This window comes from Humisphaera borealis, assembly GCF_015169395.1.
Taxonomy (GTDB): domain Bacteria; phylum Planctomycetota; class Phycisphaerae; order Tepidisphaerales; family Tepidisphaeraceae; genus Humisphaera; species Humisphaera borealis.
The window spans coordinates 3,646,935-3,668,267 of record NZ_CP063458.1 but is presented as its reverse complement, the minus strand read 5'-3'; the positions used below and the strand labels follow the sequence as shown (position 1 = coordinate 3,668,267).

General features: G+C 64.7%; 13 protein-coding genes and 1 pseudogene. 11 read left to right on the top strand and 3 right to left on the bottom strand.

Annotation, left to right across the window (positions count from 1 at the left end):
- Nucleotides 1-291 precede the first annotated feature (291 nt).
- From IPV69_RS13665 to IPV69_RS13655, 3 genes are read left to right on the top strand one after another with little or no spacing between them, the layout of a single operon-like run.
- The gene (locus IPV69_RS13665) at nucleotides 292-3,696 is read left to right on the top strand and encodes a DUF1549 domain-containing protein (protein WP_206290236.1); all 3,405 of its coding nucleotides are present in this window, start codon (nucleotides 292-294) and stop codon (nucleotides 3,694-3,696) included.
- Nucleotides 3,697-3,747: 51 nt separating this feature from the next.
- A complete protein-coding gene (locus tag IPV69_RS13660) occupies nucleotides 3,748-5,247 on the top strand; it encodes a DUF1501 domain-containing protein (RefSeq protein ID WP_206290235.1) in 1,500 nt (499 codons plus the stop codon).
- Nucleotides 5,248-5,288: 41 nt separating this feature from the next.
- On the top strand, nucleotides 5,289-6,101 hold the full coding sequence (locus IPV69_RS13655; RefSeq protein ID WP_206290234.1) for an HAD-IIA family hydrolase: 813 nt from the start codon (nucleotides 5,289-5,291) through the stop codon (nucleotides 6,099-6,101).
- A gap of 42 nt (nucleotides 6,102-6,143) precedes the next feature.
- Here the strand turns inward: IPV69_RS13655 and IPV69_RS13650 are convergent, their stop codons facing one another.
- Together IPV69_RS13650 and IPV69_RS27950 are read right to left on the bottom strand one after the other, a co-directional pair.
- Nucleotides 6,144-7,541, bottom strand: a complete 1,398-nt coding sequence (locus tag IPV69_RS13650; RefSeq protein WP_206290233.1) for a choice-of-anchor D domain-containing protein — start codon at nucleotides 7,539-7,541, stop codon at nucleotides 6,144-6,146.
- A 227-nt stretch (nucleotides 7,542-7,768) separates the two neighbouring features.
- Nucleotides 7,769-8,042 (bottom strand): annotated as a pseudogene (locus IPV69_RS27950) (MoaD/ThiS family protein).
- 211 nt (nucleotides 8,043-8,253) lie between these two features.
- Between IPV69_RS27950 and IPV69_RS13640 the strand changes: the two are divergent.
- Complete coding sequence (locus IPV69_RS13640) at nucleotides 8,254-10,836, top strand: hypothetical protein (RefSeq protein WP_206290231.1); 2,583 nt, start codon at nucleotides 8,254-8,256, stop codon at nucleotides 10,834-10,836.
- A 283-nt stretch (nucleotides 10,837-11,119) separates the two neighbouring features.
- On the opposite strand, the gene IPV69_RS13635 is transcribed toward IPV69_RS13640, so the two are convergent.
- Entirely contained in the window at nucleotides 11,120-11,584 is a 465-nt protein-coding gene (locus IPV69_RS13635; RefSeq protein ID WP_206290230.1) for a hypothetical protein, read from the bottom strand.
- Nucleotides 11,585-11,770: 186 nt separating this feature from the next.
- Here IPV69_RS13635 and IPV69_RS13630 point away from each other — a divergent pair, with 186 nt between their 5' ends.
- From IPV69_RS13630 to IPV69_RS13600, 7 genes are all read left to right on the top strand, one after another.
- Nucleotides 11,771-13,117 carry an SWIM zinc finger family protein gene (locus IPV69_RS13630; protein ID WP_206290229.1) on the top strand — a complete coding sequence of 449 codons (1,347 nt, stop codon included), beginning with the start codon at nucleotides 11,771-11,773 and terminating at the stop codon, nucleotides 13,115-13,117.
- The gene (locus IPV69_RS13625; RefSeq protein ID WP_206290228.1) at nucleotides 13,114-14,625 is read left to right on the top strand and encodes a DUF5691 domain-containing protein; all 1,512 of its coding nucleotides are present in this window, start codon (nucleotides 13,114-13,116) and stop codon (nucleotides 14,623-14,625) included. Before IPV69_RS13630 ends, IPV69_RS13625 begins: the two co-directional genes overlap by 4 nt.
- On the top strand, nucleotides 14,622-15,773 hold the full coding sequence (locus IPV69_RS13620) for an ATP-binding protein (protein WP_206290227.1): 1,152 nt from the start codon (nucleotides 14,622-14,624) through the stop codon (nucleotides 15,771-15,773). Before IPV69_RS13625 ends, IPV69_RS13620 begins: the two co-directional genes overlap by 4 nt.
- A 150-nt stretch (nucleotides 15,774-15,923) precedes the next feature.
- Nucleotides 15,924-16,268 (top strand): VOC family protein, encoded by a 345-nt coding sequence (locus IPV69_RS27945; RefSeq protein WP_206290226.1) that lies wholly within the window; start codon nucleotides 15,924-15,926, stop codon nucleotides 16,266-16,268.
- A gap of 5 nt (nucleotides 16,269-16,273) precedes the next feature.
- Nucleotides 16,274-18,763, top strand: coding sequence for a DUF5682 family protein (locus IPV69_RS13610; RefSeq protein WP_206290225.1), 2,490 nt, complete (start codon nucleotides 16,274-16,276; stop codon nucleotides 18,761-18,763).
- Nucleotides 18,760-19,959 carry a VWA domain-containing protein gene (locus IPV69_RS13605; protein ID WP_206290224.1) on the top strand — a complete coding sequence of 400 codons (1,200 nt, stop codon included), beginning with the start codon at nucleotides 18,760-18,762 and terminating at the stop codon, nucleotides 19,957-19,959. Before IPV69_RS13610 ends, IPV69_RS13605 begins: the two co-directional genes overlap by 4 nt.
- A gap of 467 nt (nucleotides 19,960-20,426) precedes the next feature.
- A complete protein-coding gene (locus IPV69_RS13600; protein ID WP_206290223.1) occupies nucleotides 20,427-21,164 on the top strand; it encodes a hypothetical protein in 738 nt (245 codons plus the stop codon).
- Nucleotides 21,165-21,333 lie beyond the last annotated feature (169 nt).

Genomic DNA, 21,333 nt, shown 5'->3' with positions numbered 1-21,333 from the left:
GGTCTGGTGCCATTGTTGGCATGCGTCAAATGGATATCAAATGCTGCAAAGTCAGGATTGCCCCGACGTCGCGCCGAACGATATCCTTTACCGTCCGCCGTTGCGGCGGTGCATCGCGGACGAATCGCGGTCAACTCAGCGTCTTCGGCAGCGTAAGTAACATTGAAGCGGACACTCCCCGATGGGTAGTGGTTGATCAAGGTGGGGTTATCGGCGGCACCCTTTATCAAGCGGCGGAGTCGCCGCATTGCGACACCAGATATCTCCTCACTGAGCGAATGAGAGCGCACGATGGCACGACAGCTAGGGATCAAGTCGCGGTCGCCCGGGAAGTCTTCTGTCGTCGATTCGGCGTTGCGTCGCGGGTTTCTGGTCGCGTTGACGGCGTCGGTCCTGTTGTCGGCCCGCCCGGCGGTGGCCGCCTCGGGCGAGCCGACGCCGGAGCAGGCCAAGTTCTTTGAATCCAAGGTTCGGCCGGTCCTGGTCGAAAGCTGCGTCAAATGTCACGGCGAATCCAAGCAGAAGGGCCGCCTCCGCCTCGATACGCTCGCCGATACGCTTAAGGGAGGAGATACCGGCCCGGCGCTGGTCGCCGGCGATCCTTCCAAGTCGCTGCTCATCAAGGCGATTGGCTACAAGGATCAGGACTTGCAGATGCCGCCGGACGAGGAGTTGTCCGCCGACAAGATCAAGGTGCTGACCGATTGGGTCGCCATGGGTGCCCCCTGGCCGGCAACGGACGCGAAGATCGCAGCGGTCGGCGGCCTGGTGGGAAAGAAGCGGACGATCCGCGATCAGGATCGCCAGTTCTGGTCGTTCCAGCCGGTGAAGGATTCGGCCCCGCCTGCCATCGCCGACGACAACTGGTCGAAGAACGCGATCGACCGTTTTGTACTGGCCAGGCTGCAGTCTGAAGGGCTTTCGCCGGCGAGGGAAGCCGATCGGGTCACGCTCATCCGCCGGGCGACATTCGATCTTTCCGGCCTTCCGCCGACGCCGGCCGAGATCGATGCATTCGTCGCCGACAAGTCGCCTGACGCCTACGAAAAACTGATCGATCGACTCCTCGCCAGCCCGCACTATGGCGAACGATACGGCCGGCATTGGCTGGACGTCGTTCGCTACGCCGAGAGCGACGGCTTCCGTCAGGACGCGTATCGCACCAACGCGTGGATGTACCGCGATTACGTCGTCGCGTCATTGAACGCCGACAAGCCGTACGACCAGTTCGTCAAGGAACAATTGGCCGGCGACGAACTGTTCCCCGATTCGTCCGAAGCCCGCATCGCCACCGGGTACCTGCGGCACGGGATGTACGAATACAACCAGAAGAATGCCGAAGGCCAGTGGTCTGACAGCATTAATGACCTGACTGACGTCACCAGCGACGCGTTCATCGGTCTGTCGATGGGCTGCGCCCGTTGCCACGACCACAAGTTCGACCCGATTCTCCAGACCGACTATTTCCGGCTGCAGGCATTCCTTAAGCCGATCTTGCCCCGCAATGATCTGCCCGCTTCGCCCGGCGTTGACCTCAAGTCGTACAACGCAGAGATGGCCAAGTGGGAAGCGAAGACAAAGAAGCTCCGCGACGAAATTGCCGCCATTGAGGCGCCGGCGCGCAAGTTCATCACCGAGCGGATGATCGGCCGGTTCCCGCCTGAAGTGCAGGCGATGGTCAGCAAGCCTTACGACCAGCAGCTTCCGTACGAGAAGCAGCTCACTTACCTGGTGCAGCGGCAGGTCGACGGCGATCTGCTGAAGCTCGACGACCGCATCAAGGGGGCTGAAAAGGATCGTCTGGTTGCCTTGCGAATCGAGTTGTCGAAGTATGACGACGACCGCCCGAAGGAACTGCCGACGGCGCTTTGCGCCACCGATGTCGGCCCGGTCGCGCCGCCGACGATGATTCCCGGCGACCCGCAAAAGCGACACCTCGATCCGGGTTACCCGGTCGTGCTGGATCACCTGAAGCTCCCGACCCCGGCAATCACCGCGAGCCAGACGTCCACCGGTCGCCGTACCGCGCTGGCGAACTGGATCACCACGCCGACCAACCCGCTGACGACCCGCGTGATTGCCAACCGGATCTGGCAGTGGCATTTCGGCCACGGGCTGGTGCGAACCAGCAGCGACTACGGCACCCTCGGCGAAAAGCCAAGCCATCCTGAACTGCTCGACTACCTGACCGCCCGCTTCATCGAAGGCGGCTGGAGCATGAAGGCGATGCACCGGCTCATCATGACGTCGGCAACGTATCGCCAGGCCGCGCTCCGTGAGGTGCCCGAAATCGCGAAGCTGAAGGATCCTGAGAACCGGCTGCACTGGCGGTTCGACACCCGGCGACTGCAGGCCGAACAGATCCGCGACGCGATGCTGGCTGCGAGCGGCGAGCTCAAACTGGACGTCACGTCCGGCCCGTCGATCGATTACACCGCACCGGCGCGGACGATCCACACGAAGCTGGTCCGCAATGCCCGGGACCCGCTGCTGGAAGTCTTCGATGTCGCCGAGAGTTTCGGGTCGGTCGCGAATCGAAACGTGACGACCACGCCGACGCAGTCGCTGTTGATGGTCAATGGAGACTGGGTGCTCAAGCGAGCGGCGGCGTTCGCGCAGCGGCTGGCAAAGGAATCCCCCTCGGCCGATCCTGCGTCCCGCGCCGAGACTGCCTACAAGATCGCCTTCGGCCGGCTTCCGACCGACGCCGAACGCAAGGCGGTCGTGGCCTTCCTGTCGCAGGAACGAAAGGCACCGGTCGTCGCGGTCGCGACGCCTGCAGCCACGCCTGCCACCAAGCCTTCGTCGCCCGACCACGACCCGATGAACGACATCAACGAAATGCCCATCACGCAGGTCATGCCGCAGACCGGCGGGCAGGCCGTGCTGATGCGCAATGCCAACCCCGTCGACATGCTGAAGATGCCGCGCGACGGCAAGTTGTTCGGCGACGAGTTCACGATCGAAGCCTATGTCCTGCTCGAATCGATCTACGAAAACGCCAATGTCCGGGTGATCGCGAGCCAGTGGAATGGCGTGCAGACTTCGCCGGGCTGGTCGCTGGGCGTCACGAGCGAAAAGTCGAAGCATCAGCCGCGGAACCTGATTCTTCAGGTCATCGGCGCCGAGGCCGAAGGCCGCAAAGGCGGATACGAAGTGATCGCTTCAAATCTTCGGTTGGAACTTCACAAGGTCTACTACGTCGGCGTGACGGTGAAAATGACCGACACCAGCGACAAGGGGATCACCTTCTGGATGAAGGAAGTCGGCGACATGGATGCGCCGCTGCGAACCGCGAAGGTGAAACATACCGTCACCGGACCGATCGCGTCGGCGTCGCCGCTGATGATCGGTGGCCGCGACGACCCTTCGGGCAAGCCGGCCCATGGCTGGGACGGCCTCATTGGCGAAGTCCGCATCGCGACCGCCACGGCCAAGGCTGAAGACATTCTCTGGAACGATGGCGAGCTGAAAGAGATCGTCGGTCACTGGCGTTTTGAAGAGTCGCCGGGCTTCCTGAAAGAAGTCGCCGGCCGTACGCCGGACCTGGTGCGGATGACGAGCAAGGCGGTGAAGTCGAAGACCGAACCCAAGGCGACAACAGTCGCGCCTGCGTCGGCACTGAAGATCGACCCGGCGTTGATCGACCTGTGCCATGTGCTCTTGAACTCCAATGAGTTCCTGTACGTCGATTGATTGCTCCCTCTCCCCGGCCGCCGGGGAGCGGGAATCAGGAGTGAAACCAAGATGTCCAACCTCACCCACAACTTCGGCGTTCCTCACCACGAAACCCCGCGGAGCCGGCGCGAGTTCCTGGCCCGCTCCGGCGGCGGATTTGGCGCGATGGCGGCGGCTTACCTCATGAGCCAGCAGGCCTCCGCCGCCACCAGCGGTGCCGACGACGCCCTGGCCCGCGTAGGCGGCAAGCCCAGCGCGTCTCAGACGATCGCCAACCTCGCCGCCCGTGCCCCGCACTACTTCGGCAAAGCCAAGAACATCATCTTCCTGTTCATGGAAGGCGGCCCGAGCCACATCGACACATTCGACCCCAAGCCGCTGCTCAACAAGCTTCACGGCCAGCAGTTGCCACCAAGCTTTAAGCCGGTCATCACCGCGATGGGTGAATACAACGCCCCCCTGATGCGCAGCCCGCGGCAGTGGAAGCAGTGTGGCAAAAGCGGCATGTGGATGAGCGAGTGGGTTTCGCACATGCACGACCTGGCCGACGACATCTGCGTGGTGCGGTCTTGCGTGTCCGACGGCATCAATCACTCCGGCGGCGTCTGCCAGATGAACACCGGCAGCATCCTGGCCGGCCGCCCCTCGCTGGGGGCTTGGACGACCTACGGCCTGGGCACCGAGAACCAGAATCTGCCCGCGTTCTGCGTGCTGACCGACAGCAACACTTCGGTCGTGAACGGCCCGCGCAACTGGGGCGCGGGCTTCATGCCCGCCGTCTTCCAGGGCACCAAGCTGTCGGCACAGAACGAGGCGATCAGCAATCTGCGGACACCCGGAGCCGTCGGCGACGACCGACAGCGGGCGAAGCTTGCGTTGCTGGCGGATCTCAACAGACAGCACGCCGGCAACCGTCAGGACCTGACCGAGCTCGACGCCCGCATCAAGAGCTACGAGCTGGCGTTCCGTATGCAGGCCGAAGCCCCCGAGGCGGTTGATATTGCCTCGGAATCCGAAGCAACCCGCCGGCTCTACGGTCTGGACGACAAGAAGACCGAAACCTTCGGCCGCATGTGCCTGCTAAGCCGTCGGCTCGTCGAGCGTGGCGTACGGTTCGTTCAGCTTTACAGCGGTGCCGGCAGCAAGTGGGATGCGCACAGCAAGATCGAAAGCAACCACGGCGGCCTCTTCGGGCAGACCGATCTGCCCGTCGCCGGCCTGATCAAAGACCTCAAGAGCCGCGGACTGCTGGACAGCACGCTGGTCATCTGGGGTGGCGAGTTCGGTCGTACACCCATGAGCGAGAAGGGCGACGGTCGCGATCACAACCCGACGGGCTTCACCATGTGGATGGCCGGCGGTGGCGTGATCGGCGGGCGAACCATCGGCAGCACCGACGAAATCGGCCTGCACGCCGTCGAAGACCGGCTGCACGTCCACGACCTGCACGCGACGATCCTGCACCTGATGGGCATGGATCACAGCAAGCTCACGTACTTCCATAAAGGCCGGCCCGAGCGAGCCACGCTCAACGAAGGCGACGCCTACAAGAAGATTGCAATCGCGTAAGCGTTCTTTACACCGGTTCGCACGCCCCTACACTCCGGTACGTGAGCCAAGGGTCCGACCATCGTTCCGTTCTCGATCTTTCCCAGTACCAGGCCGTCCTGCTCGATCTCGACGGCACGGTTTACCACGAGGACCACGCGCTGCCCGGCGCGGTGGAACTTATCCTCCGTCTGCAGAAGATCGGGCAGCCCTATGCCTGCCTGACCAACAGCACGACCAGCCCGCATCAACTGGTTTCGCGGCTGAAGCGGATGGGCGTTGAGGTCGATCCGGCGCACATCTACACCGCCGCCTCCGCCGCGTGCGACTACGTATTGCAGCGATTCCCGCAGGGGCCGCGCGTCCTGAACATCAGCACCAGCGGCGTAGACGAAATGCTTGAGGGCAAAGTGACCTGGGTGAAGGACGACCATTCACCGTGCGATGCGGTGATCTGTGGCGTTCCAGTGAACGTCCACGCGACCGAGGACCGACTGCGGGCGGCGCTGGTCCAGTTGCGGGGTGCCGCCGAGCTGGTCGCTATCTGTGCCGACCGCGTCTACCCGAGCCCGCGCGGGATGGAGTTTGGGGTCGGGGCGTTCACGGCAATGTTCGCTTACGCCGCCAATAAGAAGCCGGTCTACTGCGGCAAGCCGGAGCCGCGTTTCTTCAACGAGTTGTGCCGTCGCCTGGGCGTTAATCCACAGCGGTGTGTATTGATCGGGGATAACCTCGAGAGCGACATCCTGGGGGCCAACGGCGTCGGGATGAAGACGATCCTGACCTTGACCGGCGTCGCGACGCGATCCGACGCGGAACATGCGTCGCCGCAACTCAAGCCTCATGCGGTGATCGAGAGCCTGGCGAGCTTGTAGCCGCCAGTGGTGGTCGGCGTAGGCCCTATTAGCGGCCGCACTTCATCCCACCGACAGCCAGTCGATGTTCGCCCCACTCGCGCCGATCGCCGTAAGCTGAATGTTGTTGCTTCCGGCGACCAGGCTGACCGTCAGGCTGACTGTTCGCCAGGTGGACCAGGAACCCGTCGCGGCGAACGAAAGCCGGCTCCGTACCACCACGCCATTCACGCGCAGTTCCAGCGGCCGATCGCTCGATCCGCCGTTGGCATACCGGAAGGTCAGAGTACGCGTGGCGGCGGTCGAACTGCGGGCACTCCAGCGGACCGAGTCGTTGCTGGCGTTGACGAAGTCGGCGTAACCCGTCCCGGAAAAGCCGGCATTGGCCGACGACCGTGCGGCACCGCTCAGGATCGCCGATTCCGCTTGGTACAGCGTCGTCCCGGGCACCGGTGGCGGCGACGCGCCGGCGGACGGTTCGCCCACCGCCAGCGGCACTACGTTGCGGATGATGAACACGCCGTCCTGGAGGTCGTTGTTGAACGCCTCCTCGTTCCCGATCACGTAGGCGTTGGGCACGATGCTGCCGGTTGCGGTCTTGAGTGGATAGGCGCGGAACATCCGGCGCTTGCTTGCCGGCGAAATGAACGTATTGCGGAAGTCCTCGGTGTAGACCGTGCGGTATGCCTGTGCGGGCCAGGTGGTGTACAGGCCGAAAGCGTCGGCGCCAGGGTCGAAACTGCTCGTCCCCTGCACGCGCGGGTTCAGCGTTTGCACATCGGCCGACGGAACCGTGTAGAGCTGCGTTCGCGAGACCGCGCCGGCGGCGTTGGTGCGGTAGTAGCCGGCGATCGCGCCCGGGTTCGACGCGTTGCTGAAGATGGCGATCGGCGTCAGGCTGACGACGCCGCTGCCGGCCTTGCGGAACATCTGTGCGGCGATCTCATCGTTCGGCGTCCGCGCCGGCAGGTCCAGCGTTGCCTCGGCGGCGTTGGAATCGCCGACCTTCACCGGAATCTGGTAGGTGTCCAGGATCCACTGGAGCGACGGCTCATTGGCACCCTGCAGCCCGCGCGTGCCCAGGCCTCGAAGCGTGATCGTCTGCGCCGGCAGGTTGGACGCGTTGCTGCTGATGATCAGTGTTGCGCCCTTGGGGCCGATCGTCGTCGGCGCGAAGGACACAGGGATCGACAGCGACCCTCCCGGCGCGACGCTGGCCGGCGAAGCCAGCAACCGAAACTGCCCCGGCGACGCACCGCCGAGCGCAAGGCTGCGAATCGTCAGGGTCTGGTCGCCGGTGTTGCGCACGACGACCGACCGAGCGCTGCTGGCAGCGCCGTTGGCGGGGTCGTTGAACACCAGTCGCCCGACATCCGTCGCCAGCTGAGCGGCGAGGAGACATCGCGATTCCAGGATTTCGACGAACTTCGATTGAACAACAGGACGGCGTGGCGAAATCAAAAGCGGCCTTCTACCGGTTAGTGCCGGTCACAAATGAAGGTTGGCAAGTCGGCCCGAGCGTATCGGGAATGACCCGCAGTGCCAGCGAAAAACTCCTGGCAAAGCGAGGAAAATGCAATCTTTCTGATTCGCTCGGCCGGACTTCGCTCGGCAATGGAAAGACAGGCGAATTATTGCGAATCTGCGTACGGGGAATCCCGGCGTCTGCGTCTGCCGGGCGACCGCAATCATCCCCCGGATAGCGCCTGCATTACATAGATCTCTGCATCGTCCGTGACCGCATCGGTCAACTGGTCGCGGTCGCGCACCGTCTCACCGTTTATGAACACAATCATATGTTTGCGGAGCAGGCCCTGGTCATCGAGCACATACGACCGACCGCGCCGCCGGATTACCGGCAAAGACGGCTTCCAGCGCCTCGCGAACCGTTGTCGCGGCGACATTGCCCGGCGGGCAGGCGACGTGTCGCTGAATGTTCTGCGTGAATCGAACAGTCGGCATCTGAGTTCCCTGCAGATGGATGGAATGAACAAGCGTACCTGCTTGCCCGCGGCGGACGTCTTGCGTCTTTTCGACACGGGGAACAAAGCGTCGTCATCCGTGCATCCCCGCGGCTCGCCGGTTTCGGATTCCTGACCGCCGCAACGTAAACTCCGGTGCGTCCCGGAACAATCCGGGAATTTCAGGACGAGCTAGGCGAGCGTGAGGCTGCATGACCAATTGCTTGCGACTTTGGAAGCCCAGCGCCGTTCTGGCATTGGGTCTGGGCGGGCCATCTCTGCTGGCGATTGCGAGTGGGGCAGGGCCCGCTACTTCTCCCGCGCTACCGCCGGCAGAACTCCGCCCGGCGGTTGTCGCACCAGGCCGCGAGGAACGCTACACCGCCTCAGCCATTCCTCTTCGCGCCGGCGCGTGGAATGCGGTCGATCCGACTTCCCCTGACCTCCAGGTTCAGCTGGCCGGCGACGACGGCTCCAGAATTCGCCTGGCGTTTCGACCGATTTCGCGCGCGATGACGCCCAGCGAAAAGCCCGATCCCCAGGGTCCCACGATCGCTCCTTGGGTGCTGCGGCCCGGGCGGTATGCCATCACAACGACCGTTGGTGCGGCAAACAGTTCGTTCGGCGTTGAGCTGCATTCGTCGATCCGCCGAAGCAGCTTCCAGATCATCGACGCCGGTTTCGATGGCTCTGCCCTCGAGTTGTCGCCGCGGGGACAGGACGGCCTGGGTTTCAACGTGCTGCTTCCGCAGGCGGACCGCCCGAACGTTTCGGCGGCGTGGTCGAAGGCGGCCGAGCCGCTGATCGTCGCCACGCCCCCCGGCGACGCCGCGCTCCCGGGCTTGTGGCTACCGCCGATCACCGATCCGTTGCGGCGGGCGAAGGGAGTTTCCGACAGCAGCTCGGAAGCGAGTTCCGCCGCCTGGTTCGCGCCTTCATTCGAGTTCGAGCTGAGCTACGCCCGCGACCGCGACCGCGATCGCCCGGCAGTCGTCCTGGCGCGCACGTCGCCGCGCGACCCCGTCGCATGGCAGTTGGAACGAAACCTCGCATTCGTCGCCGGTCAGCATGCCGTAGCAGCCGGCCCCCTCGCTGGATCGGCGCCCGCCGACGAACCGGCCGCTTCACCCCGATTGATGGAGGCGGTGACCGCGGCCAACAAGCTCGCCGCGCGGCTGGGAACGGTCTTCACGGCAATGCCGGCCACGCGCTGTAACGTCGCACTGCTTGTTTCACCGTCGCCCGGCGACCCCGGCGAACACCACCGTGCCCTGATCGCCTGGATCGCGGGACAGACCATCCACCAGCCGATGGACATCCTTACGCCGGCCGACGTGATCGACGGCACGTTGGCACGGCACTACCGCGCGGCGGTGGTGGTGTCGGCCGATCCTGCGGACTCGGCGCTTGCCGGAACGCTGGGTCGCTACGCTGAATCGGGTGGCGTGGTGCTTTTGCCGGACGATATCGCCGCCGACATCCCCGGCGCGACCAGGCTCGGCACGGCGATCGACACCGCGCACTTCGCCGCGATCGACAAGCTCCTCACCGACGGAAAGTCGGCCGACGCCATCCGCCTGCGCAGGCCCGCGGCGCTCCTTCGTGCCGCCGAGCCGCTGGCGCGGGCGATGAAAACAAAGCTCGAAGTGGCAGGCGTTCGACCGGCGATGGAGTGCGACCAGCCGACGGTGCTGGTCACCCGGCACGCCTACGGCGACGTCGAGTACTTCTTCGTCGTGAATGCCACGCCGGACGATGCCGCCGGCAGTGAGCCGCTGGCGGCGAAGGCATCGCGGGCCACGCTGAGCCTGCCGCTGGCCGGCGGGCCGGTGTACGACGCGATCAGCGGGCAGCCGGCGGGATTCAAGTCGGACGGCGTGCGCGTCGCCGCGACTCTTCGCCTCGGTGCCGGTCAGCTCCGCGCCTTCGCCCGCACCGCCAGGCCGATCGGCGGGGTGCAGGTGTCGTCGCCACAGGTCGTCAGCCACTACCAGGGCCCGCTGCCGATCCGCCTGGAGCTGGGCGCGTCGGTCGCCGATACCGACGGCCGAACGCTCAACGGTGCCATCCCGCTCCGCGTCCGTGTGATCGATTCCCTCGGCGTTGTGCGATACGACCTTTGGCGATCCACCGAGCGCGGAATGCTTCGGTTGGACCTTCCGCTGGCCGTCAATGATCCCGCTGGCCGCTGGACTGTCAGCGTGCAGGAACTGCTGTCGATGACGGCGGGGCAGTCCGCGTTCGACTACCGCCCGCCAACGCAGACGGGCGTCATCGCCGAACTCTCGACCGGTTTCGACCTGCCCGGCGGCCGGCCCAGGCGCGAACGGCCGGCATCAACCAGTATCGCCCCGGCGAGCAAGGCGACCCGCCCCGGCGAAGCGACCCTGCTCTGGCGGGCGTCGATGCCCGATCGCGTGGTGTCGTTGCAGGAAGTGCAGCAGAAGCTGACCGTCTTCTCGCACGACGGCACCGCAACGCAGATCGACCCCGGCGGCAAAGTGCTGTCGCAGGACCCCGCGCCGGTCATCGCCTCGCCCCGGCCGTCTGAGCCGCTGCCCAAAACCGTGGCAGACCACGTACTGAAGGACCGCCGGATCAAGCGCAGCGCCACCGAAGCCGGCCTGACGGCGGTCTGCTACTGGGGCGGTATGGTGCAGATCTTCGGCCCCGACGGCGCCGCGCGGACCGAGCAGGTCATGCCATCGGGCGTTGCCGATTTGCTGTGGCTGGATGGGAAGCTGATCGTCGGGCTGTCGGACGGAGAAGTGGTGGCGCTGAAGGCGGGGGAGTGATGAAAAACGACCCAACACCTGAAAGGGGAAACAGTCCGCCGCTCCGACTGGACTATGCGACGCGTCGGGTGTTGCGAAAGCCCGATCGTCTTTGTTTGTACATTCGATGTGCCGCCGTGCTTGTCGCGACAGGTGCAGTCCTTGTTGCGGTCAATAGCGAGGGCGCCATGGGGGGCGGATCCAATTCAGTGGAGCGGAAGGGGAGCGCCACTGTGATCGTCATCGCGACCATCGTCTGGCTAGCTGCCGGCGCTCGGGCACGCCACTTGTGTTCATTAACGCGTCATTCCCGTTCCGACGCCACCGACTTCACCCGCCCGCCTTCGAAGAAGACGTGAAACGAGTGGTCTTTGTCGTCGCGGTGGTTGAAGGAGAAGACGAACTGCTGGCCGCCGTGATCGTCGAGCCAGATGCGATCTAGGGGCGTGAGGTGTTCGAAGTCGGCCAGCTCGCCGACGGCGGGCCACTTCAGCTGGGGTTTACTCAGGCGGACGCGCTGGTACTCCTGGTGAACGGCTTTCAAGGCGGTGCCGAGGACGGTCGGGTACTGCTCGGCCAGGCTGAGAAACAACCCTTCCTGCTCCGGTGTCGGGCCGGAAACGCCTGCGCTGATGTGCAGATTCACGGGCTTGCGGCTTTGCGACATCGCCACCCGTGCCTGCCAGAATTTCCCGTTCCGCACGGACTTCAACTTCCCGAACGTGCGATGACGCATCGAGCGCGAGGCAAACGGCCAAACAGACAGCATAACGGTCCTTCGGGGAATCACGGCGACGCGCGGCGACGGCGGGTTCAATCGCCGGGGACACATCCATCTACTCAAACCCCACCCCGTCGTTGAGGCAAGCGGACTCATCGCTGCCGCCGCGTGAGTTCGTCACGATGCCGTTAAATCATTGACATCCCCGCTGCCCGACACTCCAATTCCCGGCGCATGGAAGGGTGGACCACGCAACGCGTCCTGCAACTGGCCCCCGACCCGGCCAGCGCCAAGGCCGGCCAGGGATTGGCGTCGCCCCGCAAATGGGTGACGTCCGGTGCCGATGCGCAAGCCGTCTGGGGCGAGTGCCAGGGGAGCGGGTCCAAGCCTTATCAAACCCAGGTCGACCTTTCCGAACCCGCGTTCAAGTGTTCCTGCCCGAGTCGAAAGTTCCCGTGCAAGCACGGCCTTGGTTTGATGCTGCTCTACGCCGGCGATCAGGTCGCCGCCGCGACAGAGAAGCCCGCGTGGGTGACCGAGTGGCTCGCCACCCGATCCGAGCGCGCCGAGAAAGCCAAGGCCAAGGCCGAAGCGCCCCCCAAACCGGTCGACGAAGCTGCGCAGGCCAAACGCCGCGAGAAACGACTGGAGCGCGTCGCCGAGGGCTTGGCGTCGCTACGGCTCTGGATTCACGACCTGGTGCGCAACGGCATCGCGACCGCGCCCAGCCGTGGCTATGCTTTCTTCGACGAGCCCGCCCGCCGGATGATCGACGCCCAGGCGACCGGCGCTTCGGGCCGCATTCAATCGCTCGGCACGATCGCGTCGTCCGGCGCGGGGTGGGAAAAGCCGTTCGTCGAAGAGCTCGCCTCGCTCGAACTGCTCATCCGCGCCTACGAACGCGCCGACCAGCTCCCCGAGCCCACCCGACAGGACATCTTTGCCACGCTCGGCTTGCCGATCTCGCAGGATGATGTGCTGGCATTGCCTCCGGTGAAGGACCGCTGGCAGGTCATCTCGCAGGAAGTGACGCAGGAGGATCGGCTGCGCGTGTCGCGCACCTGGCTGTTCGGCGTCGCCTCGCGCAGGCCGGCGCTGGTGCTGGCATTTGCCCATGGCAGCGCACCTTTCACAATGCCGCTGGTCGCCGGCTTCAGCATCGAAGGGGAACTCTGTTATTTCCCCGGCAACGGCGTACGGGCGGCGATCAAGACGCGTGGCGACATGACCGCCATCCCATCTCTCGACGGCTTTGACAAGCTTGATTCACTCTGTGATGCGATCTCGCTCCTTCGCGCTCAGCAGCCCTGGCTGGGCGAGGTCGTTCTCCCTCTGCGACAAGTCGTCCCGGCGAGAACCGGCAACGGCTGGTCGCTCATCGACTCAGACCGTCGAACCCTCCCCGCCGTCCTGACCGATTCGGCCGGCTGGACGCTGCTGGCAATGTCCGGCGGAGCGCCGGTTGATGTGGCCGCCGGCTTCGACGGCAGCCGATTGCGCCCGCAAGCGGTCATGCAAGGCGGTGAGTTCCGGGCTCTGGTCGTACAAGGTGAATCCGTGTCGGGGGAGGCCGCCGCATGATCGTCGATGAACTGGTCAAGACGGCGCTGATCGGCACCGCCCGCGGCACGGCAATGCCCGAGGCGACCGGCCCGCTGGCCGAAGCGATCACTTCGGTGAATACAACGGCAGCGACGCCCGAAGCGAAGTTGCTGTCCGCGGTTGCGATCGCGGCAAGGTATGAATCGTGCGGCCGGTCGCCGGCAGCGGTCGAAGCGCTTCCCCCATCCGCCCCGCCGGACGCGCTTCCGGCTTGCTCGCGCCGCGTCGGGGAACTGCTCGACCGCATCCTGGCGATGACCAACACGCCCGCCAAGCAGCAGTTGCTGGACGAATGGCTGACGGCAGCCGCGACCGCGAAACAGCGCGTGCCGCACGCTTTGCTGCCGTCATTGCTCGATTACGCCGCATCGTACCGCCCCCTGCGCGACAAGATCGTCGCCGCCGGCGACGCCCGCGCCGGCTGGCTGATGGCGATGAACCCGCGCTGGCAGGTCGCCGTCGGCGAATCCGAAGACTTCGCCGCGATCTGGGGCACCGGCAGCAAAGAGCAACGCATCTCGGCCCTTCGGCGGCTCCGCGCCGTCGACCCGGCCAGGGCGATCGACCTCATCAAAGGCACCTGGAAGGAAGACGGCGCCGACGAGCGGGCCGCGTTCGTCGAAACGCTGGCGGTCGGCCTGACGGCCGCCGACGAGCTGTTCCTGGAATCGACCCTGGACGACAAGAGCAAGCAGGTCCGCGCCGCCACGACCGAATTGCTGTCCCGACTGCCGACGTCGGCGTTCGTTCAACGCATGGCCGAACGCGGGGCCGCAATACTGACATTCGCCAAAGGCTCCAAGACCGGGAACATCGATGTCAACTTGCCGGCTGCGTTTGATCCGGCATGGCAGCGAGACGGCGTAAATGAGAAGGCCGTTCAGGGCACCGGCATGAAGCAATGGTGGGCACAGCAGATTCTATCGGCGGTTCCACCGACGCACTGGTCATCGCTCTGGAAGGAAGAGCCATCGGCGTGCGTCATCGGACTATCGAAAGACTTTGCCGGCGTCGTCACCGCCGCATGGACCGACGCCGCTAAACGTAACCCGGACGCCGCGTGGATCCGTGCGCTGGTCCTGCACCCGGTTGCAAAGCGGTCGCCGCAATTCGACCTGCTGAACGCGCTTGCGCCGACGGATCGGCAGATGATCGTGGCCGAGTATTTTTCGACAGCACAGCCGTCGATCGAGCTGACCTCGCAACTGCTGCAGCAGTCGCAATTCTCGTTCGATGTCGCCAATGCCAAAGCGATCGCCGGGCAGATCGACCGGCACGCGGCATCCGTGAACAACAATTACGACTATCGACTGGCCTGGATACTCGAGAGCATCGCCCTTCGATTTCCGCCGGCGCTATATCCCGAGCTGTCGTCCCGCTGGACGGCCGCCAACCAGCCGGCGTGGGAGACCAATCGCAAGGCGCTCGACGCCTGCCTTCAGACGCTGCAACTGAGACACGACATTCAAGCGGAGTTCGCATCATGAGCACAAAAGCGAAGGAAACGCCGGCCGCGAAGGGGAACGGCGCAGCCAGTACGGCCACCAGTTCATCGGGGGTCGAAAGCGTGTTGCGTCGTCACGCCGAGGACCAGTTTGCCGCCGAGCTGGCTGCGTTGCAGGAAGTCGATGACAAGCAGCGCCCGCCCAAGTGGAAGCTGTCGCCTTGGGCCGTGGCGACGTACGTCCTGGGCGGCAAGGCCGGCGGGATGGAGATCACCGCCAAGTACATCGGCAAACGCCGGCTGATCGAAGTCGCGATCGCCACGCTCGCCACTGACCGCGCGCTGCTGCTGCTCGGCGTGCCGGGCACCGCCAAGAGCTGGCTCAGCGAACACCTGGCGGCGGCGATCAGCGGCGATTCGACGCAGGTCGTCCAGGGCACGGCGGGGACCGCCGAGGAGCAGATCCGCTACGGCTGGAACTACGCGCTGCTGCTGTCCAAGGGCCCCAGCCGCGAGGCAATGGTGTCGAGCCCGCTCATGAAAGCGATGGCCACCGGCACCATCGCCCGCATTGAAGAACTGACGCGCATTCCCGCCGACGTCCAGGACTCGCTCATCACCATCCTGTCGGAAAAGTCGCTGCCGATTCCCGAGCTCGGCGAAGAAGTCCAGGCCGCCAAGGGCTTCAACGTCATCGCGACGGCCAACAACCGCGACAAAGGCGTCAACGAGCTGAGCAGCGCCCTCAAGCGGCGGTTCAACACCGTCATCCTCCCCGTCCCCGACACGGCCGACGAAGAGATCACGATCGTCCAGCAGCGGGTGAAGTCGCTCGGCAAGGCACTGGAGATCCCCGCCGAGCTGACCGGCCTCGACGAGATCCGCCGGGTGGTGACGATCTTCCGCGAGCTGCGGAACGGCCAGACCGAAGACGGCAAGAGCAAGCTCAAACAGTCCACCGGCACCCTGAGCACCGCCGAGGCGATTAGTGTGATGAACAACGGTCTGGCGCTGGCGGCGCACTTCGGCGATGGGTCGATCAAGGCGAGTGATATTGCGTCGGGGCTGGTTGGTGCGGTGATCAAAGATCCGGTGCAGGATCGTGTGGTGTGGCAGGAGTACTTGGAGACGGTGGTCAAAGAGAGGGACGGGTGGAAGGACCTGTATCGGGCTTGTCGGGAGACCTTGTAGGAAACGTAGGGTGGGCTTCAGCCCACCAAGACCCGTTCGAAAACCTGTCTTGTTGACCTTTTGATCGCGTTGACGTCCGAGCGGCTCCGCAATTGACACAACACGACTTCAATCGCAACCGGTGGGCTGAAGCCCACCCTACAAGGCCCGATGACACCTTCTCGACTCAATTTGCTCGTTCTGCGCTGTGCCGACATGCGGGCTACGGCCGCGTTCTACGCGCAGCTGAACTTTGAGTTTTCGATGCATCAGCATGGAAAGGGGCCGGAACACCTGGCTAGCGAGAGCGACTCATTCGTTCTGGAGCTTTATCCCTCGACCGACGACAAGACCGACACATTGGGATTGGGGTTTGCGGTAGATGAACTCGACAACGTGCGACAAAGACTTGCGAATGAGGGCAGAAACCCCGGTGACATTCGGGACGAGCCGTGGGGACGAACGTTTGTAGTGCGTGATCCGGATGGCCGACGCGTGGAACTCAAACAACGGTAAGGATCATGCCGGATAACCTACATATCCTCGGCATCCGCCATCACGGCCCCGGCTCGGCGCAATCGGTTCTGCGCGCCCTCGACGAACTCAAGCCTGACTGCGTTCTCATTGAAGGCCCGCCGGATGCGGATGAGATGATCCCGTTCGCTGCCCGAGAGGAGATGCATCCGCCGGTGGCGATTCTGGTGCATGACGTCGCCGAGCCTTCGGACGCGGTGTACTACCCATTCGCGGCGTTTTCGCCGGAGTGGCAGGCGATTCGGTGGGCGCTGGCGAACAACGTCGCCGTGCGGTTTATGGATTTGCCGCAGTCGCATCGGTTGGCGATCGACGCCAATCGGCGGAAGGCGCTCCTCGACCAGCTCAAAGCGATCGCCGAGAAGAAGGCGGCGGACGAGGCGGCGGGGAAGATTTCGGGTGACGACGATGTAGATGCCGCGGGTGATGACGTTGGCGACGCTGACACGGACAGTGACGAAGCCGAAGACGCGGCTGCGGCGGCGCTTCTTCTCGCCGGCCGGCGGATCGAGCGCGACCCGCTGCAACGGCTCGCCGAGGCCGCAGGGTTTGACGACGGAGAACGCTGGTGGGAACACGTCGTCGAGCATCGACGGGAGGAAGGCGTGGCGCTGTTCGCCGCGATCCGCGATGCGATGGCCGAACTGCGGAAGGATCGCGATGCCGCGACCGCTGCCGTAGGGGCACACGGCCGTGTGCCCGCGGCCGGCGAAACGGCGTCGGATACCGACAATGCCGATGCGGGCGGGGATGCCCGCGCTCCCGGAACGCCGATATCCCCGCGCGACGAAGACGAACTTCTCCGCGAGGCTTGGATGCGGCAGACCATTCGCGACGCGATCAAAGGCGGCGCAAAGAACATCGCCGTCGTCTGCGGCGCGTGGCACGCGCCGGTGCTGGATGTCGAGAAGTTCACGAAGAAGGCTGACGCCGATCTGCTCAAGGGTCTTCCCAAAACCAAGACCGCCGCCACCTGGATTCCCTGGACCTACGACCGCCTGACCTTCGCCAGCGGCTACGGTGCCGGCGTGCATTCGCCGGGGTGGTACGACCACCTCTGGCGGCGGAAGGATTCGATACTCGAAGCGTGGATGTCCCGCGTCGCCGGGCTGTTGCGCGAGAAGGACATCGACTGTTCCAGTGCCCACGTGATCGAAGCCGTCCGGCTGAGCGAAACACTGGCGACGATCCGCGGGCGGCCACTGGCCGATCTGTCCGACATCGCCGACGCCACGCGATCGATCTTCTGCTTCGACTCCGACGTGGTCATGCGGCTGATCGATCGGGAACTGCTCGTCGGCCATCGCATCGGTCAAGTGCCCGAAGACACGCCGACGGTCCCGCTTCAGCAGGACTTGATGCGGGAGCAGAAACGTCTGCGGCTTAAGGCCGAAGCTCTGGAGAAAGAGCTCGACCTCGATCTTCGCGGCGACACCGACCGCGAGCGGAGCATTCTTCTACACCGCCTGCGGCTGCTGGGGATCGATTGGGGTACGCCCCACGAGCATGGCCGGGGCAAGGGCACCTTCCACGAGCTGTGGCAGCTCCGGTGGCAGCCGGAGTATGCGGTAAAGCTGATCGAAGCCGGCACGCTCGGCACGACGATCGAGCAGGCCGCCGGTGCCGCCGTCGCCAAGGCGGCGGCCGACACGAACGACCTGCGGTCGCTCGCGGCCCGGTTGCAGGATGCGATGCTCGCGTCGCTGGGCGACGCGGCGACGGCGCTGGTGAAGCAGATCGAAAACGTCGCCGCCGTCGCCACCGACATCACGCTGCTGATGGAAACGCTGCCGTCGCTGACGTCGCTGCTGCGGTACGGCAACGTCCGCAAGACCGACGAGGGCATGGTGCGGGAGATTGTCGACGGCATCGTCCCCCGCATTACGGTCGGCCTGGGCGGCGCGGTCGGCAGCCTGAATGACGACGCCGCCGCCGCGATGGACGGGCACCTGAAATCGACCAACGCCGCCCTGGAGCAGCTCGATGCGGCCGATCACACCGCCGACTGGCAGACGGCGCTGAACCGCATCCTGGGGCAGGACACTGTCCACGGCCTGGTGCGCGGCCGCGCCGCCCGGCTGTTGCTCGACGGCGGCAAGCTTTCCACCGACGACGTCGGCCTGCGGCTGAGCCAGACACTGTCGCGCGGATCCGACCCCGGGCAGGCCGCCCGCTGGCTGGAGGGCTTCCTCAGCGGCAGTGGCCTGCTGCTGATTCATGATCCCAAGCTTCTCGGCCTGATCGACGCTTGGGTGCGGCAGATCAATCCCGACATCTTTGACGAGTTGCTGCCGCTGCTGCGGCGGACGTTCACCACCTTCCCCGCGCCCGAACGACGGCAAATCGGGCAAATGATCGGCAAAGGGAAGGCCGCGAGCGGAAGCTCGCGCGGCGTTGCCCTGCAAGGCGATCTGAATCACGAGCGTGCCGCCCGGGCGTTGCCTCTATTGCTGACGATCCTGAAGGAGGGCGTATGAGCGACATCACCACCCCCAGCGATGCCAAAGACGCCAACGACGCCGAGACCCTCCGTCGCTGGCGGCTCATGCTCGGCGGGAACGAGGCCGACGGCATCGGCGTTCCGCTCGACAAGCGGGCCGCCGCGATCGACCAGTGCCTCGCCGCCCTCTACGACAGCCAACCAAAAGAGCGGCAACGCCGCGGCGGGCTGGGCGGGTCGTCGCCGTCGGTGGCGCGGTGGCTCGGCGATATCCGGTTGTTCTTCCCCACGTCCGTCGTCCGCGTCATGCAGCAGGACGCGATGGAGCGATTGAACCTCAAGCAGATGCTGCTGGAACCGGAAATGCTCGCGACCGTCGAGCCCGATGTGCACCTGGTCGCTGACCTGCTTTCACTCAGCGGCGTCATGCCCGCCAAAACCAAGGCCACCGCACGCGTCGTCGTCCGCAAGTGCGTGGAAGACATCGAGCGCAAGCTCGCCGAGCCGATGCGGTCGGCAGTCGCGGGCGCGCTGAACCGTTCCGTCCGCAACCGCCGGCCGCGGCACCGCGAAATCGACTGGAACCGCACCATCCGCGCGAACCTGAAGAACTACCAGCCGGACTACAAGACGGTCGTCCCCGAGACGCGCATCGGCTACGGCCGCAAGCGCAGCGCGTTGCGCGACATCGTGCTCTGCATCGACCAGTCGGGGTCGATGGCGACCAGCGTCGTCTACTCTGGCATCTTCGGCGCGGTGTTGGCGTCGATGCCGGCGGTCAAGACGCAGGTCGTCGTGTTCGACACCGCTGTTGTCGATCTGTCCGACAAGCTCGACGACCCGGTCGAGGTGCTTTTTGGCACGCAGCTCGGCGGCGGGACGGACATCAACCGCGCCCTGACGTACTGCCAGTCGCTGATGAGCCGGCCGGAGCAGACGATTTTCGTGCTCATCAGCGACCTGATCGAAGGGGGCGTGCGCGAGAACCTGATGAAACGGGCGGCTTCGATCATCAGTTCCGGCGTGAGCATGATCACGCTATTGGCGCTGAGCGACGACGGCGCTCCGATGTACGACCACGAGAACGCCGCCGATTTGGCCGCGCTGGGTTCACCGGCGTTCGCGTGTACCCCAGACCTGTTCCCCGACCTGATCGCCGCCGCCATTGGCCGCCGTCCGATGGCCGAATGGGCGGCGGGGCATGGGATCTCCGTTTCGGGCGGTCGCCCGTAGTGTCACCAGGGAAGCTTAAGCCGATTAGCGGTCGCACCGCCGGTGCACGTCTTCTGTAACGCAGGATTCGGACAGATTGCACTGGCAGAGAATTGAAGAATGCAGTGAAAGAGTGCACCTGCGGTGCGACCGCTAACCGGGGCAATCTTCGGTGATGACCGCACCGCAAAGGCCTATAAACACAGCGTTTCTGCCGGCTCTTTTACCCACACCTCCACCCGGGTGGGTTACCCACCCGTCGGTAGCCCGATATCCGGCTTAAACCCACCTATTAAGGGTTCAGGAAACGTCCACTAACCTAAACCGGTCACCCCTCGCTCGATTTTTGAATGCTAGGGTTCTTTCAGCCACACAACGCAAGCCCCGCGAACTTTTCCCACGACATCAGATGACCTGAGCCATCGATCGGTGGGTGGTCGCGCGTGTTTCTGTTGTGATTGCGATGATCGCTTTGAAAGGAGCGCTTTATGTTCTCGTTCCTCAAGTCGTTTGCTTCGATTCGTACCCTGGGCCTCGGCGCTGTCGCGTTGCTGGCCGCTTCGAATGCACATGCAGGCATCACAATTGTCGCACCCACGCCTCACGCCAGCGAGGCGACCACCGAGCAAATTCTTTCGCACCAATACGGCGGCTCGTTCACTGCGCTGGGCAACGGGTTCACCAACGGTTCCGTCACCGCCACCCGCATAGACGACCTCAACGACGTCGCGTGGAAAGGCGACCTGATGACCCTCAACGCGATCGCAAGCTTCTCGCGATCGCAGCAGAGCGTGGGCTTGTTGCTCGGCAAGAGCGGCGGCGGCTACGAACATCTGTTCGCCGTCAATCAGTTCGGCTATCTGCCGGCGGCGTCGACAACCGTCGATACCAGCGGCGACTTCTTCCGCTTCGTGCTCGACAACGGCGGTACCAACCTTCGATCGTCGTCGCTGACCACCGAAAACCCGTTCGGCGACCAGCTTGTCACCTACCAGATCGACGGGCTGGGTAAAGGTCCGTCGCGTTACCTGTTGTTCTGGGAAGACGCGCCCATCGGCAACAGCGACCAGGACTACAACGACCTGATCGTCGAAGCGAGCTTCGCCGGCAACGGCGGCCCGACGGCCGTTCCCCTGCCCCCGGCCGTCTGGGGCGGGCTCATTGTCCTTGGTGGCATGGCCGGCGCCATGTACCACAAGAAGCGCAAGCAACTTCAAACGGCGTAGTCGAAACAACGATTGCATTGCGATGCGAGCGGCGGGGCAGGTCATATCGACCTGCCCCGCCTGCTTTGCCTTCTGAACCGCGCCTCTCCTTCGGGAGGATTGTTCACCGGAACGGGTTCCCGCGGTTGATGCGGCGAATCACATGCTGACAATGCTCGGCTCTGGAGTT

Bases quoted from the DNA above. Each gene is read 5' to 3' on its own strand.
- IPV69_RS13620 (WP_206290227.1), top strand. From the start codon at position 14,622: ATGAGCACAAAAGCGAAGGAAACGCCGGCCGCGAAGGGGAACGGCGCA.
- IPV69_RS13605 (WP_206290224.1), top strand. From the start codon at position 18,760: ATGAGCGACATCACCACCCCCAGCGATGCCAAAGACGCCAACGACGCC.
- IPV69_RS13665 (WP_206290236.1), top strand. From the start codon at position 292: ATGGCACGACAGCTAGGGATCAAGTCGCGGTCGCCCGGGAAGTCTTCT.
- IPV69_RS13660 (WP_206290235.1), top strand. From the start codon at position 3,748: ATGTCCAACCTCACCCACAACTTCGGCGTTCCTCACCACGAAACCCCG.
- IPV69_RS13635 (WP_206290230.1), bottom strand. From the start codon at position 11,584: ATGCTGTCTGTTTGGCCGTTTGCCTCGCGCTCGATGCGTCATCGCACG.
- IPV69_RS13600 (WP_206290223.1), top strand. From the start codon at position 20,427: ATGTTCTCGTTCCTCAAGTCGTTTGCTTCGATTCGTACCCTGGGCCTC.
- IPV69_RS13630 (WP_206290229.1), top strand. From the start codon at position 11,771: ATGGAAGGGTGGACCACGCAACGCGTCCTGCAACTGGCCCCCGACCCG.
- IPV69_RS13625 (WP_206290228.1), top strand. From the start codon at position 13,114: ATGATCGTCGATGAACTGGTCAAGACGGCGCTGATCGGCACCGCCCGC.
- IPV69_RS13610 (WP_206290225.1), top strand. From the start codon at position 16,274: ATGCCGGATAACCTACATATCCTCGGCATCCGCCATCACGGCCCCGGC.
- IPV69_RS13640 (WP_206290231.1), top strand. From the start codon at position 8,254: ATGACCAATTGCTTGCGACTTTGGAAGCCCAGCGCCGTTCTGGCATTG.
- IPV69_RS27945 (WP_206290226.1), top strand. From the start codon at position 15,924: ATGACACCTTCTCGACTCAATTTGCTCGTTCTGCGCTGTGCCGACATG.